Origin of the sequence: Citrobacter sp. Cs237, from assembly GCF_030332325.1 — a bacterium.
Taxonomy (GTDB): Bacteria; Pseudomonadota; Gammaproteobacteria; order Enterobacterales; family Enterobacteriaceae; genus Citrobacter_A; species Citrobacter_A sedlakii.
Window position 1 is genome coordinate 179,130 of the sequence record NZ_JAOWIB010000066.1, and the last position, 16,236, is coordinate 195,365.

Here is a 16,236-nt window from a genome sequence, read left to right on the forward strand (position 1 = left end):
GATGAGCCACACAGACAACGGTTTCCGTTCACTGACATTAAAACGTTTTCCCCAGACGGATGACGTTAACCCACTGCTGGCGTGGGAAGCGGCGGACGAGTATCTGCTGCAACAGTTGGACGATACGGAAATTCGCGGCCCGGTGCTGATCCTGAATGACGCCTTTGGCGCGCTGAGTTGTGCGCTGGCGGCGCACGCGCCGTACAGCATTGGCGACTCATATCTGAGCGAGCTGGCGACGCGGGAAAACCTGCGCCATAACGATATCAGCGAAGCCAGCGTTACGTTTCTCGACAGCACCGCGGCGTATCCGCAGGCGCCGGGCGTGGTGCTGATCAAAGTACCGAAAACGCTGGCGCTGCTGGAGCAGCAGCTACGCGCGTTGCGCAAAGTCGTTACCCCACAAACGCGAATTATCGCTGGCGCAAAAGCCCGGGATATTCACACGTCCACGCTGGAACTGTTTGAAAAGGTGTTGGGACCGACCACCACCACGCTGGCATGGAAAAAAGCCCGTCTTATCAACTGTACCTTCAGCGAACCTGCGCTGACCGACACCCCGGACACCCTGAGCTGGAAGCTGGACGGTACCGACTGGACCATCCATAACCATGCCAACGTTTTCTCGCGTACCGGGCTGGACATCGGCGCGCGTTTTTTTATGCAGCATCTGCCGGAAAACCTGGAAGGGGAGATTGTCGATCTCGGCTGCGGCAATGGGGTGATCGGCTTAACGTTGCTGGCGAAAAATCCACAGGCGAGCGTGGTGTTTGTCGATGAGTCGCCGATGGCGGTGGCGTCCAGCCGCCTGAACGTAGAAACCAACCTGCCGGATGCGGTCGATCGCAGCGAGTTTATGATCAACAACGCCCTTTCTGGCGTCGAACCGTTTCGTTTTAACGCCATCTTCTGCAACCCGCCGTTCCACCAAAAGCATGCCCTGACCGATAACATCGCCTGGGAGATGTTTCATCACGCCCGCCGTTGCCTGAAGATCAACGGCGAACTGTATATTGTCGCCAACCGGCATCTAGACTATTTCCACAAGCTGAAGAAGATTTTCGGCAACTGCGCCACTGTCGCCACCAACAACAAATTCGTGGTGCTCAAAGCGGTGAAACTGGGACGTCGGCGTTAACGTATTGCCGGATGACGGCCAACGCCTTATCCGGGCCGCATTGGAATGCTATCCCGTCGGCCCGGTAAGCGTAGCGCCTTAAATCGTCAGCGCTAAACGGGTGCCCTGGGCGATGGCGCGGCGAGCGTCCAGTTCCATCGCCACATCGCAGCCGCCAATCAAATGCACCGTTTTACCGGCCGCGTACAGCGGTTCGGCCAGTTCACGCCGTGGCTCCTGCCCGGCACAGATAATGACGTTATCCACTTTCAGGATCTGCGGTTCGCCGCCGATCAGCAGATGCAGCCCGTCATCGTCGATCCGTTGATAACTCACCGCAGGGATCATTTTCACCCCACGCGCGAGCAGCGTGGCGCGATGGATCCAGCCGGTGGTTTTCCCCAGCCCGTCGCCGGGTTTACTGGCTTTACGCTGGAGCATCACGATCTGGCGCGGACTGCGTGGGAGATGCGGCCCTTCCGGACGTAATCCGCCGGCCTGTTTCAGGCTGGTGTCGATGCCCCATTCCACGCAAAAATCGGCAATGTTCTGGCTGGTCGGTTCGCCTGGCTGGCTTAAATACATCGCGGTATCAAAGCCGATACCGCCGCAACCAACGATCGCAACCCGGTTGCCCACCGGCGCTTTATCACGCAGCACGTCGAGATAGGTTAATACTGAAGGATGATCGATGCCTTCAATTGGCGGTCTGCGCGGTTCGATCCCGCTGGCGAGGATCACCTCGTCAAAGGCCTGAAGGTCGTCCGCGGTGACAACGTGGTTCAGCTGCAGCCTAACGCCTGTAACGTCGATCATCCGCCGGTAATAGCGTAGCGTTTCGTAAAACTCCTCTTTGCCGGGGATCTGCTTGGCAATGTTAAACTGTCCGCCGATCTCGCCCAGGGCATCGAACAGCGTGACGTGATGACCGCGCGACGCCGCGTTGATGGCAAAGGCCAGCCCTGCCGGACCCGCACCGACTACCGCCAGGTTTTTTGCCTGCAGCGCAGGCAGAACCGGCATTTGGGTTTCGTGACACGCGCGTGGGTTGACCAGACACGAGGTGACTTTTCCGGCGAAGATTTGATCCAGACAGGCCTGATTGCAGCCGATGCAGGTGTTGATCTCATCCGCACGTCCCGACTGCGCTTTTGACAGGATCCCGGCATCGGCCAGAAATGGACGCGCCATCGATACCATGTCGGCATCGCCGCGCGCGAGGATCGCATCGGCGACCTGCGGATCGTTAATACGGTTGGTGGTCACTAACGGTACAGAGACATGCCCCTTCAGCTTGCGAGTCACCCAACTGAAGGCGCCGCGCGGTACCGGCGTGGCGATGGTGGGAATACGCGCTTCGTGCCAGCCAATGCCGGTGTTGATGATTGTCGCGCCCGCGGCTTCAATGGCCTTTGCCAGCTGGACGGTCTCCTCAAAGGTGCTGCCATTTTCCACCAGATCCAGCATCGACAGACGATAGATAATAATAAAATCGTTGCCGACACGCTGGCGTACCGCGCGCACCACCTCCACCGCAAAACGCATGCGGTTGGCGTATTCTCCGCCCCACTGGTCGTCGCGCTGATTGGTGCGCAGGGCGAGAAATTCGTTAATCAGATAGCCTTCCGACCCCATCACCTCTACGCCGTCATAACCCGCTTCGCGCGCCAGCTGCGCGCAGTGCGCAAAGTCCTCAATCAATTGCAGTATCTCATCATGAGACAGCGCATGGGGCGTAAAACGGTTGATCGGCGCCTGAATCGCGGAGGGAGCGACCAGCTGCGGCTGATAGCTGTAGCGCCCGGTGTGCAAAATTTGCAGGGCTATTTTGCCGCCTTCATTGTGCACTGCGTCAGTGACTACGCGATGCTGCGGCAACTGACAGGCATCGTTAAGCGTCGCGCCGCCCTTCAGCGCCACCCCGGACAGGGAGGGCGCAATGCCGCCTGTCACAATCAGCGCAACGCCGTGCCGTGCGCGTTCGGCGTAAAAGGCCGCCAGGCGTTCAGCCCCCTCGGGGTGCTCTTCCAGCCCGGTATGCATCGATCCCATCAGCACGCGGTTTTTCAGCGTGGTAAAGCCAAGATCCAGCGGGGCAAACAGCGACGGGTAGCTCATAGCAGTATCCAGTATGTAAAATTATTGTTATGTGGTCGGATGAGTTACTAATTTAGCCGTCGCGCCGTAAAAGGGAAAAGGGGAATGCGATGATTGTGATGGGATTCAAAAAAGCGCCACCGCAGATAAAAAAAAGCCGGATAGCGCTTATCCGGCCTGGATTGGTTTCTTGCCCGTAAGCCGGGTGGCCATACCGCCCCCCGGCACTGTTGCGTTACACTTCTTCCACGCTTACCCGTAGCGCCGCCAGCGCTTTACGCGCGGCTTTCAGTACTTGCTCGCACTGCTCGACGGACAGGGTGAGCGGTGGTTCAATGCGGATCGTTTTCGCGTTGTTGAGCGTGCCGGCAACCAGTACGCGCTGTCGGAACATCTCGCTGGCGAAGCTGTAGCCGATCTCATTGTCGACAAACTCGATCGCCATCAGCATCCCCTTGCCGCGCGCGTCATGCACCAGATCCGGATATTCACGGCTCAACTGGCGGAAACCGTCCAGCAGCATATCGCCTTTCTGCTCTGCCTGAGCGGGCAGGTTTTGCTCCAGCAACACGTTGATGGTTGCCAGCGCCGCTGCGCAGGAAAGCGGGTTTCCGCCAAAGGTGGTGGTGTGCAGGAACGGGTTGTCGAACAGCACCGAAAAGACTTCTTCGGTGGCAATCGTTGCGCCAATCGGCATCACGCCACCGCCCAGCGCCTTCGCCAGGCAGAGAATGTCAGGCTGCACGTTTTCATGTTCGCAAGCGAACATCTTGCCGGTGCGCCCCATGCCGGTTTGCACTTCATCCAGAATCAGCAGCGCGCCGAATTCGTCGCACAGTTTACGCACGGCGCTAAGATACCCCTGCGGCGGCAGGATCACGCCGCCTTCTCCCTGAATGGGTTCGAGGATCACCGCCGCCACGTCGTCGCCGGTCTTTTTGCACTCGCTAAGGACCGATCGCATCGCGCTGATATCGCCAAAAGGCACATGACGAAAGCCCGGTAGCAGGGGCATAAACGGTTTGCGGAAGGTCGATTTCGCCGTTGCGGACAAGGAACCTAATGACTTGCCGTGGAACGCGCCGCTGGTGGCGATAAAAGTGAACTTACCGCGCGGCGACTGGTACGCTTTGGCGAGCTTAAGCGCCGCTTCGACGGACTCAGTACCGCTGTTGGAGAAGAAGCTGTATTTCAGTTTGCCTGGCGCCAGGGCGGCGAGCGTTTTTGCCAGCATCGCCCGCAAAGGATCAAGCAGTTCCTGACTGTGCAGGGGTTGTTTCGCGAGTTGATTCTGTACGGCGGAAACCACGACTGGATTACGGTGCCCCACGTTAAAGATGCCGAACCCACCCAGACAGTCGATAAATTCCTGACCCTGGGTGTCGACAAGCGTATTCAGACTCCCCGCTTGCCACTCTACGGCTCCGTAATCCCCGCCGGCGGTAACAGATTTGCGATACTCTAAAAAACCCGGATTCACATGCTCTTTGAAGTAATCAATCACCTCTCGGTTTAGTGCTTTCATTTCCTCATGGTCAAGCGTTCGCTTTTCGATGAGATTCAGGGCGTGTGCGCTGCAGGCTAATGCCGACGCGCTGGAAGGTAACCTGTTCAAAATATGCTCCCGCGGCTCGCGTATCACATGATACCGATTTAAGTATTGCAGGGATTGCGCCATCCCAATGAGGCCGACGAAAATCGGGATAAACATGAGGAAATAAGGAAAATGCGCAATATTTAATCTTATTTGTTAACAAAAAGTAGCATATTGAGCAGAATTTAATCAGTTCACAACGAGGAGAGATCCCGCTCGCTGCACAAAAAAGAGGCGGATTTTGCGCTATGGTGGTGCGGGTGGGCTCGCAGGTACGGATAGTTTCATCCCGAAAGTATTCAAAATCAACAAATTGGAATTCGTACAAATAATAAGGTTTAATCGCAAATTGCGATCTAAATCAAATTTAACAACTAAAGATAAATCCGTTAGCGCCGAAATAACATCTGACAAGAAGTTAACAACCAGATAACCTGCACAGGACGCTACTATGTCTTCTCATCTCTACGTTACCCAGCAAAATACACCGCTGGATGACGATACGACGCTCATGTCCACGACCGATCTGCACAGTTACATCACGCACGCTAACGATACTTTCGTCACTGTTAGCGGCTACTCGCTCAATGAGCTGTTGGCGCAGCCGCACAACCTTGTACGTCATCCGGACATGCCAAAAGCTGCGTTTGCCGATATGTGGTACACCCTGAAACAGGGCGAGCCGTGGAGCGGCATTGTTAAAAACCGTTGTAAAAACGGCGATCACTATTGGGTTCGCGCCAACGCGGTGCCGATGGTTCGCGAAGGGCAGGTCACTGGCTACATGTCGATTCGTACCCGCGCAACGGAAGAAGAGATCGCCGCGGTGGAGCCTTTATACCAGGCGCTGAACGAAAACCGCTGCGCCCGACGCATTCACAAAGGGCTGGTGGTACGCAAAGGCTGGTTGGGAAAACTCCCTTCTCTGCCGCTGCGCTGGCGGGTACGCGGCGTGATGACGCTGTTGTTCGTGATGGTCGCGGCGGGCTTGTATGCCTCCGACGCGTCCGCGCTGGCGTATCTGATGAGTGCGCTGGCGCTGGGAGCCGGCACCGCGATCTTTGAAGGACAAATAGTTCGTCCGATCGAAAACGTGGCGAAGCAGGCGCTGAAAGTCGCGACCGGGGAGCGTAACAGCGTGATGCATCTTAATCGCAGTGACGAACTGGGACTGACGCTGCGCGCGGTTGGGCAACTTGGGCTGATGTGCCGCTGGCTCATCAACGATGTCTCAAGTCAGGTGTCGAGCGTACGTAACGGCAGCGAAACGCTGGCGAAAGGCAATGACGATCTGAATAAACACACCCGCCAGACGGTTGATAACGTGCAACAAACGGTTGCTACCATGAACCAGATGGCCGCTTCGGTTAAGCAGAACTCCGAAACCGCCTCCGCTGCCGACAAACTGTCGAGCGCCGCCAGCAGCGCAGCGACTCAGGGTGGTGAAGCCATGGATACGGTGATCAAAACGATGGATGACATCGCCAACAGCACCCAGCGGATAGGCACCATCACCACGCTGATAAACGACATCGCTTTCCAGACCAATATCCTCGCGCTTAACGCGGCGGTGGAGGCGGCGCGTGCGGGCGAGCAAGGAAAAGGGTTCGCCGTCGTGGCGGGAGAAGTACGCCATCTGGCCAGCCGCAGCGCCAGTGCGGCGAACGACATCCGTAAGTTAATTGACGCCAGCGCGGACAAAGTTCAGTCCGGTTCGCAGCAGGTTCACGCCGCAGGACGCACCATTGATGACATTGTTTCGCAGGTGCAAAACGTCACCCAACTGATTGCGCAAATCAGTCATGCGACGTCGGAACAGGCCGACGGGCTGAGCAGCCTGACCCGCGCGGTGGATGAGCTTAACCACATCACCCAGAAAAATGCCGAGCTGGTTGAAGAAAGCGCGCAGGTATCCGCTATGGTCAAACACCGCGCCAGCCGTCTGGAAGATGCCGTGACGGTACTGCATTAATTTCCTCATTTCTTCACATCTCTGCCTCTTCTTTTTTCTGCCAACGCTTACCGTAATGGGTGAGCGTTTTGTAAATTTAATGTTAAATTTATATTAAATATTAGCCCATAAGGGTGAGATAGTTATTTTTATCCTCATTGTCGCCCGGCGGTTTTCCGCATTTCACGAAAGCATAAAAAACGCTTATATAACGATCGGTCTACCGTTATTCATCGTTAAAAGCGATTTATCAGAAAGCGTTTAAAATAAAAACTGATCAATATCATAAAGTTACTGAGATTCCGACCGATAAGAAATGCTATCTGAGAAAAACGATCTCCGGGAGGGGAAATATGTTTTTGCGTAACGTGAAAATTCGTTCAAAGTTATTTATCGCGTTTGGTTTGTTTATTGTGCTGATGATGGTGAGTTCCGGTTTGTCGATATTTAGCCTGGATCGTGCGAATCGTGGTATGCAAAACATCCTGACCGACGATTATCCGATCACGGTAAAAGCCAACAAACTTATCGACAATTTTCAGGAGTATGTCAGCACGCAACAACTGATGCTGATGGATGAAGAAGGGCGTTGGACAGGGGCTTCGCAGGCCCGGCTCGACGCGATAAGCCAGCAGATTAGCCTTCTGCTGGACGAGCTAAGCGCGGCGCCGCTCGACGATAAATCGAAAACGGTGATAGCAGACATTCGCGACGTGCGTGAGCAGTATCTTGCCTCGCAGCACCGTATCCAGGCGGCGGTGCAAAGTCACAACCGTCAGGCGGCAATGCAGGAGATGATGACCACCACGGTAAACGTGCAGCAGGCGTATAAAGATAAAGTTATAGCGTTGATCGCCATAGAAGACGCGCAGATGCTAAAAGCAGGCGAGCAAGTGGAGAGCGATTTTAAAGCCAACCGGATCCTGCTTGTCGCCCTGGCGTTGGCAGGCATTGTCGCTGGCTGCGTTATGGGGCTGTACATCGTGCGTTCCATTACCCGACCGCTGGACGACGCTGTCCAGTTTGCCGAAGCGATCGCCGAGGGCGACCTGACCCGCACTATCGCCTGCGAACAGCGGGACGAAACCGGCGTATTGCTTCAGGCGCTGATGACCATGAAAAACCGCCTGCAAGAGATTGTGCAGGAGGTACAAAACGGCTCGGAGAATATTTCCAGCGCGGCGGCGCAGATTGTGGCTGGCAACCAGGATCTGGCGGCGCGTACCGAAGAGCAGGCCAGCTCGGTTGAACAAACTGCCGCGTCGATGGAACAGATCACCGCGACGGTGAAAAACACAGCGGAACATACCGGAGAAGCGACGAAGCTCTCTGCGGGGGCGGCGACCGTAGTGAAAAACAACGGTGAAATGATGAATCAGGTCACGCAAAAAATGCGCGTCATAAATGAAACCGCTAACCGCATGTCCGACATCATCAATCTGATTGACTCTATTGCCTTCCAGACCAACATACTGGCGCTGAACGCTGCCGTAGAAGCGGCGCGTGCGGGTGAACACGGGCGTGGGTTCGCGGTAGTGGCGGGTGAAGTGCGGCAGTTGGCGCAGAAAAGCGCTTCGTCCGCCAGCGAGATCCGTAATCTGATTGAAGATTCCACCGGTCAGACTCAGGAGGGCATGCTGCTGGTCGAAAAAGCGAATGCGCTAATCAACGGTATGGTGAGCAATGTTGAGGAAATGGACGTGATCCTGCGGGAAATCGGCCAGGCCAGTCGCGAACAGACCGACGGAATTTCGCAGATCAACAGCGCGATTGGCCTGATCGACGCCACCACGCAACAGAACTCCTGTCTGGTGGAGGAGTCCGTTGCCGCGGCAGCGTCACTGAATGAGCAGGCGCTTCACTTAAAAGAGCTGGTGAAAGTGTTCCGTGTCAGGGAAGACGACGCGCAGCCTGCTTAATCCAGTTGAGTGATTTCCAGCGCCGCGCGGTCGATCACGCCAGTGATCTGTTTTAACTGCGCGTCGCTGAGATTCCCTTGATTCACTTTCAGGTCCAGCACCGCCTTGAAATTGTCCAGCGCCCGCTTCATCTGCGGATTCTTACGCAGTTCAGCGCCAACATTACGCGCAGTGATCCGCGCCTGAATGTGTCCGAGGTGTTCCTGGTTCTCCTCCAGCCATTGTGCGCCGGACGCGGTAAGGGTGATTTTCTTCCGTCCGCCGTCTTCTTCGCTAATGGTGATAAGCCCCTGCTCCTGTAAAAAATCGAGCGTTGGATAGATCACGCCCGGGCTGGGGGTATAGTTCCCTTGAGTCAAATTTTCGATAGCTTTGATCAGCTCGTAGCCATGACTGGCCTCACGGGAGAGAATATCCAGAATCACCAGACGCAGCTCGCCATGTCCGAAGAAGCGTTGGCGTCTTCCACCGCCTCTGCCATGACGTTGCCCACACCCGCCATGATGATGACCTTCGCCGTTACACCCGCCGTGATGATGATTTTCGCCATTACATCCGCCGTGTTGATGACCTTCGCTGTGACAGCCGCCCTGGTGGCGACCTTCGCCGGAACAGCAGCCCTCATGATGCTCCCCTTCGCCGTTGCAGCAACCCTCGTGATGATGTCGCATAAGTTTCTCCTGACGTTTATTAGATATATCTAATTTATATCTAAACTCTTGATTTTGGCAAGCTGCGCAATGAAAATTTTATAATCTATTGAATTTAATGCTTATTTATAGTGGATAAGGCAGTATAAAACAGTATCGAAAAATCGCTTGCAATCATCTTGATTAGCAATCATTATCATTTGAAAATTAAATTCGATATATCTGATTATTTCACGAAGGCAGCGACATGACCGACATCACCTCACGTTATCCTCAACGCGTGCGCAACGAATTGCGTTTTCGCGAACTTACCGTTTTGCGCGCGGAACGTATCAGCGCAGGCTTTCAACGCATTGTACTGGGCGGCGACGCGCTGAAAGGCTTTTGCTCACACGGCTTTGACGATCACACGAAAGTCTTTTTCCCCCAGGCTGGCGCTCCGTTTGTCCCTCCAACGGTCACTGACGAAGGCATTGTCTGGGGAGAGGGCGCACGCCCGGCGTCCCGTGACTACACGCCGCTTTACGATGAAGCGCGTCATGAACTGGCGCTGGATTTCTTCATTCACGATGGCGGCGTGGCGAGCCGTTGGGCGATGCAGGCTCGCGAAGGGGACACGCTGATCATCGGCGGGCCGCGTGGTTCGCTGGTGGTGCCGGAGGATTATGCATACCAGGTTTATGTTTGCGATGAGTCAGGCATGCCCGCGCTGCGTCGGCGTCTGGAAGCGCTCAGCCGCTTGCCGGTCAGGCCGTCGGTGACCGCGCTGGTGAGCGTCAACGATCCTGCTTATCGGGATTACCTGGCGCATCTTGACGGGTTCAACATCGAATGGCTGGCGCACGACGAGCAGGCGATTGATGCGCGACTGGCGCAATTGTCGGTGCCAGCGGCAGATTACTTTATCTGGGTCACCGGAGAAGGAAAGGTGGTCAAAAACCTCAGCCGCCGTTTCGAAAGCGATGCGTTTGACCCGCAGTTGGTGCGCGCGGCGGCCTACTGGCATCGAAAATAAGGCCGTCCGTGGCCCCATTGTTGCAGGCCGGGTAAGGTGTTTTCGCACCACCCGGCAAAAAGCCGATGTCAGAAAATTCGCCAGGATATTTCGTTCTGCCATTAAGATTATCCTAAATAATGGGGGCAATTTAGCCGACTGTTTACCGTAACGTTTTATTATTTTCACATTAACTGGAAAATTTAGGACTTTTCAGTTCCAAAAAACTATAAATCCATCACGACTGCCGTTAGGATAGCTCTTCCAAAATTACTGACTCGCTATATCATGTTCTACACAAAAGTCTTCATGTTGCTGTGTGCATTAAGCATTGGCACCTTTCTTTTCCTTTCAATTCGCTATTTGCTGACGTCGCCGTTTAGTACGAATAATCTGTTGTCCGAACAGCGAATGCGTGACCAGCGTATTATTGAGGAGATTCTTCACGTTTGGCCCTATGAAGAAACAGTGGGCTGTACGCAGTACTATTTGCATCCGGCGATTATTCATCAAATATCACATCGCATGGAGCAGGCTGAAAAATTTAACGATAGCGACTATCGCCTGCATGATGAAACGATAGAGCTGGCGAAACGTGAATTCATTTCTTCGATCATCGAACTTAATTATACAATATACGCATTCCTGCTCTCTGAAGGCTCGGAATACAACGACTATCGCGACAAAATAGGCATCAAGTCGCAAATGATGATCGAAAAGTACGACCGCTTTCTTTTCACCTGTAAGCGGAAAAACCACACCGTTTTACTCCCTTCCTGATTTCCCGCATTAACACGCTCACCTCGGCATGGATGCTAACTGATTGGAATAATACTGTTTCTAATTTGTTATTCATCTGAAAACTGATCCGGTTTAATTTTAGTCAGGGATGAACAATACTGATGAATCTCTGCGCACTCCATGGCTTTTTAGTTCAAAATTTCAGCAAGTAAAGGGCTTTTCAGAGTGTTTAAGATCTTTGGTTGAAATATCATGTTCTTGTTTTTATTAGTTTTAGTTCTTCATGGTTACAATCAGAAATCATTTAAGATGAATTAAGGTTATTTTTCTTTCCTCGTTTACCCCGACACCTCAGAATATTCTTCAACCCGTGATGCCAGCGATAGGTAACGCTTACCCTGAATACTTGGGAAAGTGTCTTTTCTGGACGCTGGAAAATGTCATACAGACGTAGTGATGATGACGTTTTTCAACTTTGTTTGTCACGGACAGGTATATGTCGTTATCAGTGTGGGCATTATTTAAGCTCAGGGGAGACTGACCGTTAAATTCAGCGGAATGCGCTGAAAACACATTGATAAGGGCATATCTCATAGCAGGCTTCATTATTTTCCATATCGCTCTGAAAAAGAAAAGTGTGGAGGCATCGGTCAGCCTGAAGAAAGCCATTTTAATTAGGATATATGTTGTGAGTATGCGTTTTGTTTTTTCATTGGTGACGTTAACCCTTGCACTTTGCGGCGCTTCTGTTTCTTGCTTCGCGGCATTAGCGAATGTTGAAGAGACGAATCTGAAAGAAAGTATTTTATTTGCTTTAGATCGCGACCCGGCAATTAGCCGTCAGGCCGCGCAAATGGGAATCGGCCAGGCAATGACAAAAGAGGCGAAAAGCGGCTGGATGCCGCAAATTGGCTTAACGGCGAGTACCGGTCACAGCCAGACAACGGATTCCAGTGGTTCGTTAAATAATTCCGCAGCCTGGGGAATTACCGTTACGCAATTAGTGTATGACTTTGGTAAAACCAATAGCGCTATTGCCCAGTCGGAAGCGCAATACGAAAGTTATCGCTATCAGTTGATGGCGACCCTTTCGGAAGTGGCGGAAAAAGCCGCGCAGGGTTATGTCGAAGTGAAACGCTATAGCGCCTTAGTGAATGCGGCGCGGGAGAACATCGCCGCGCTGGAGAAAATTCAGCATCTGGCGCAGCTGCGCGCTGGCGCAGGTCTTAGCTCGACCTCTGACGATCTGCAAACCCAGACCCGCATTGCCGGGATGCGAGCGACGCTGGAGCAGTACGACGCCGCGTTGCAAAAAGCGAAAGCGGTGCTGGCGGTACAGACCGGTATCAGCGCCCATCGTTACGCCCGTCTGCCGGAGAACCTGGAAGCCAAACAGGTCGCCGTTGACGATATCGATTATTCCAGAATCCCTGCTGTGTTGTCCGCACGCGCTATGGTGACATCCGCACAGCACGGCATTGATCGGGCGAAAGCCCAACATCTGCCCACGCTCAGCCTGAAAGCGGGACGCACCCGTTATGAATCTGACAATCGCGGCTACTGGGACGATCAAATCCAGCTCAGCGTGGATGCGCCGCTGTATCAGGGGGGTGCGGTTTCCGCGCGCGTTGATCAGGCGCAGGGGGCAAAGGCGATGGCCGCTTCAGAAGAAGAAAAAGCGCGATTCGACATTCTGCAAAAAGCCTCATCGGCAATGGCGGACTGGAAAGGCGCACGCGGTCGTGAAGATGCCGGCAAATTCCAGCTGGTTAACGCCATGCAAACCCGCAGCGTTTACAAAAACGAATACACCCTGAGCAAAAAAAGCATCAACGACCTGCTGAGCGTCGAACAGGACGTCTGGCAGGCGCAATCTTCACGCATTAATGCTGAATACGACGGCTGGAGCGCCGCCATTCAGTACGCGACGGCAGTCGACAACCTGTTGCCCCTTATCGGGATTGAAAAACAGGCATCTAAAAAATTGCCCGATCTCTAATCCATTTTACTCGCAGCACCATGACCTCAGGGACGCGACCCGCAAGCGTAGTACTGATTAACTGACCTTTATGAGCCAGACTATGAATACATTAAAAACCGCAAACATTATCAATCGTCACACCGCGAAAAAAACCGTCCTGTCGGGCGAAGGCAACCTTTCCGTCGCAGTATCCGGCGCTTCCGTGATCGAAATCCTCGGTTCCGCTCAGGATGTGGCCCGCTACGTCCGCCAGGGCAACGACCTGCTGATCTACATGAAAGACGGCAGCGTGATTCGTTGCAGCGGCTATTTCACCGAAGATCCCGAGTCGAAACTGCACTCTGAACTGGTTTTCAATGATGAAACGGGACTGACCCACGTGACCTTTGAGGATGTGGGCAATGCTGCCAGCCTGGACGCGGTTGAGCTGACGGCGCATGCGACGCCGATCGACAGCATCGAACCGTTGATGGCGGAAGCTGCCAGCGAAGAGAATGATTTTCCGTGGGCATGGCTGGCTGGTGCCGCGTTGGGCGGCGGCGCGATTGGCGCGCTGCTGGCTAATGATGACGGCGGTGAAACGAAAACAGTCACAGTGACCGAAACTGAAACCGTTGATAACACCAAAAATACGCCAACCTACATGGTCACCGATAATCAGGGCGACAAACAGGGCGGTCTGACCGCCAATGCCACCACCGACGATAACACGCCGACCTTCAGCGGGACCGGCCATCCGGGCGCGACAATTCAAATCAAAGACAGCAACGGCAACACCATCGCCAGTACAATGGTCGATGCAAATGGGGTCTGGACGGTACTGCTGCCCACGCAGACCGACGGCGTACATACCTGGTCTGTCGTGCAAATCAACGGTGGCGAGTCCACCTCAGCGGGCAAAATTACGGTCAATGTCGATACCACGCAGGCAACCCTCACGCTGGCGACAACGGCTAACGATAATGTGATTAACGCCAGTGAACAGTCTGCCGGGTTTACGCTGTCAGGCAGTAGCAGTCATCTGGCGCAGGGCACGCAACTGACCGTCACGCTAAACGGTAAAAGCTATCTCACCCGCGTCGACGCGAACGGGGAGTGGCAGATCAACGTCCCGGCGGCGGATGCCGCTGCGTTGGCTGACGGGAGCTGGACGGTGAGCGTTAGCGGTCAGAATGCGGCGGGCAATACGGTGACGGGCACTCAGGTGATTGCTGTCGACACACAGGCGCCGCTGCTGTCGATGGATAGCATCGCCGTTGATCAGATCCTCAATGCCGTTGAGCACAACGCGTCCCTGGTATTAAGCGGAAAAACCACTGCCGAAGCCGGGCAGACGGTCACACTGACGCTGAACGGCCAAACCTATACCGCCCTTGTGACGAACGAGGGGACCTGGGCGCTGACGGTGGACGCCGCAGACGTACAGGCGCTGGCGAATGGCGACCATTCTTTGACGGTTTCAGTGAGCGATAAAGCCGGGAACGCGGCGGATTTCTCCGATCAACTGACTGTCGACACCACCGCGCCGATCCTGACGGTCAATCCCGTAGCTGGCGATAATATCCTTAATGATGATGAGCAGGATGTCGCTCAACTGATTTCAGGAATGGCGAACGGCGCCGCGCCCGGCGACGTCGTGACCGTTCAGTTTGGTGATCAGACCTTTACTGGCGTGGTACAGGCAGACGGCAGCTGGAGCGTGGGCGTTCCGGCCTCGTTGTTTAATTCCATGAGCAACGGGCAGCACACCATTACCGTGACGGTGACCGATGCGGCGGGCAATACCAGCACAGCCACCCACGATGTGACTCTCAACAGCCTGGCCGTCGGGATCACCGTCGATACTATTAGCCAGGACAACGTACTTAACGCCCAGGAGTCGATGCAGCCGCTGACCTTAAGCGGCGCCAGTACTCTCGCGGACGGTAGCACCCTGACCGTGATGCTCAACAATATCGCCTATACCGCAACGGTCAACGGTGGCGTCTGGTCTGTTCAGGTGCCGGTTTCTGATGTACTGAACCTTGCCAATACCCTCTATCATGTCACCGTAAGCGGCACGGACGCCACCGGTAACAGCGGCACGACCAGCGCATCCTTCCTCGTCGACACGGTGCTGCCGCAGGTGGTCATTAATCACTTCGCCACCGACAACCTGGTGAACCACGCGGAAACGCAAAGCGACCAGATTTTAAGCGGTCGTGTCATCCATGCCGCGGCGGGCGATACGGTCACCGTTCAGGTCGGCGGAAAAAGCTACAGCGCTACCGTGGAAAATGATCTGAGCTGGAAGGTGACTATTCCGGCCAACGACCTGCAACACTTTGGCGATGGCGACCTCACCTTTACCGCTTCCGTAACCAACAGTCACGGCAATACCGGGACCGGCGATCGCGATATCAGCATTAATGCGTCGCTGCCGGGCCTGCGTATAAATACGCTTTCTGGCGACGACATTGTTAACGCCATCGAACACCATCAGGATCTGGTGGTGAGCGGTAGCAGCAGCCATCTGGCGGCGGGTACGCTGGTCACGGTGTCTATCAATAACGTGAATTATCAGGCGGTGGTGAGCAGCAACGGGGGTTGGCAGATTGGTGTTCCGGCAAGCGACTTACAAAACTGGAACGCAGGGCAACTGACCGTAACGGCCAGCGCACAGGATGGCTGGGGCAACCCCGTGTCCGTTGATCATCCGGTTGAGCTGGATCTTGATCCGGTGGCAATTACGATCAATACCGTTGCCGCAGACGATCTCATTAACGCCGCGGAGAAAGGCGCAGACCTGCTGCTTTCAGGGCAGACTCAGGGCGTGGAAGCGGGTCAAACTGTGGTGGTGAAATTCGCTGACCAGACTTTTACGGCACAGGTTCAGGCGGACGGTTCCTGGCGCGTGACTGTACCGTCATCGGCGATGGATTTACTGACCGACAGCCGCGAACAGATTGGCGTAAGCGTGACTAACGTCAGTGGCAACACGGCCAGTGCGAGCCATACCGTCACCCTGGACTCCCACGCGCCGGTGATCACCATCAGCACCATCGCCGCTGACGATATCCTGAACGCCACGGAAGCGCAGGCGGATCTGCTGATCGGCGGCACCACCACCGCTCCGGCGGGTCAGACGGTGACCGTGACGATTGGCGGCACCGGCTACACCACCCAGGTGCAGGCCAACGGCAGCTGGAGCGT

General features: G+C 54.7%; 10 protein-coding genes. 7 read left to right on the forward strand and 3 right to left on the reverse strand.

Annotated elements, in window-relative coordinates:
* The first annotated feature begins 1 nt into the window (after position 1).
* Positions 2–1,138, forward strand: a complete 1,137-nt coding sequence (rlmG, locus tag OGY07_RS02795) for a 23S rRNA (guanine(1835)-N(2))-methyltransferase RlmG (protein WP_286598507.1) — start codon at positions 2–4, stop codon at positions 1,136–1,138.
* A gap of 78 nt (positions 1,139–1,216) precedes the next feature.
* Here the strand turns inward: rlmG and OGY07_RS02800 are convergent, their stop codons facing one another.
* Both OGY07_RS02800 and ygjG read right to left on the reverse strand, forming a co-directional pair.
* Positions 1,217–3,235, reverse strand: a complete 2,019-nt coding sequence (locus tag OGY07_RS02800; protein WP_286598509.1) for an oxidoreductase — start codon at positions 3,233–3,235, stop codon at positions 1,217–1,219.
* A gap of 214 nt (positions 3,236–3,449) precedes the next feature.
* Positions 3,450–4,829 (reverse strand): putrescine aminotransferase, encoded by a 1,380-nt coding sequence (gene ygjG / locus OGY07_RS02805; RefSeq protein ID WP_167333872.1) that lies wholly within the window; start codon positions 4,827–4,829, stop codon positions 3,450–3,452.
* 430 nt (positions 4,830–5,259) lie between these two features.
* Between ygjG and OGY07_RS02810 the strand changes: the two genes are divergently transcribed.
* Both OGY07_RS02810 and OGY07_RS02815 read left to right on the forward strand, forming a co-directional pair.
* Entirely contained in the window at positions 5,260–6,780 is a 1,521-nt protein-coding gene (locus OGY07_RS02810; RefSeq protein ID WP_286598512.1) for a methyl-accepting chemotaxis protein, read from the forward strand.
* 332 nt (positions 6,781–7,112) lie between these two features.
* Positions 7,113–8,678, forward strand: coding sequence for a methyl-accepting chemotaxis protein (locus OGY07_RS02815; RefSeq protein WP_286598514.1), 1,566 nt, complete (start codon positions 7,113–7,115; stop codon positions 8,676–8,678).
* Here OGY07_RS02815 and OGY07_RS02820 read toward each other — a convergent pair.
* Positions 8,675–9,349 carry a PadR family transcriptional regulator gene (locus OGY07_RS02820; protein WP_211935220.1) on the reverse strand — a complete coding sequence of 225 codons (675 nt, stop codon included), beginning with the start codon at positions 9,347–9,349 and terminating at the stop codon, positions 8,675–8,677. The two genes, OGY07_RS02815 and OGY07_RS02820, sit on opposite strands and share 4 nt — an antisense overlap.
* A 226-nt stretch (positions 9,350–9,575) precedes the next feature.
* On the opposite strand from OGY07_RS02820, the gene OGY07_RS02825 reads away from it, so the two are divergent.
* The 4 genes from OGY07_RS02825 to OGY07_RS02840 form a co-directional block, all read left to right on the forward strand.
* Positions 9,576–10,343, forward strand: a complete 768-nt coding sequence (locus tag OGY07_RS02825; RefSeq protein ID WP_286598517.1) for a siderophore-interacting protein — start codon at positions 9,576–9,578, stop codon at positions 10,341–10,343.
* A gap of 267 nt (positions 10,344–10,610) precedes the next feature.
* Positions 10,611–11,102, forward strand: coding sequence for a hypothetical protein (locus tag OGY07_RS02830; RefSeq protein ID WP_199957629.1), 492 nt, complete (start codon positions 10,611–10,613; stop codon positions 11,100–11,102).
* A gap of 655 nt (positions 11,103–11,757) precedes the next feature.
* Entirely contained in the window at positions 11,758–13,062 is a 1,305-nt protein-coding gene (locus OGY07_RS02835; protein ID WP_042292970.1) for a TolC family outer membrane protein, read from the forward strand.
* Between the two features lie 82 nt (positions 13,063–13,144).
* The coding region (locus OGY07_RS02840) for an Ig-like domain-containing protein (protein WP_286598521.1) at positions 13,145–16,236 on the forward strand (3,092 nt) is incomplete at its 3' end.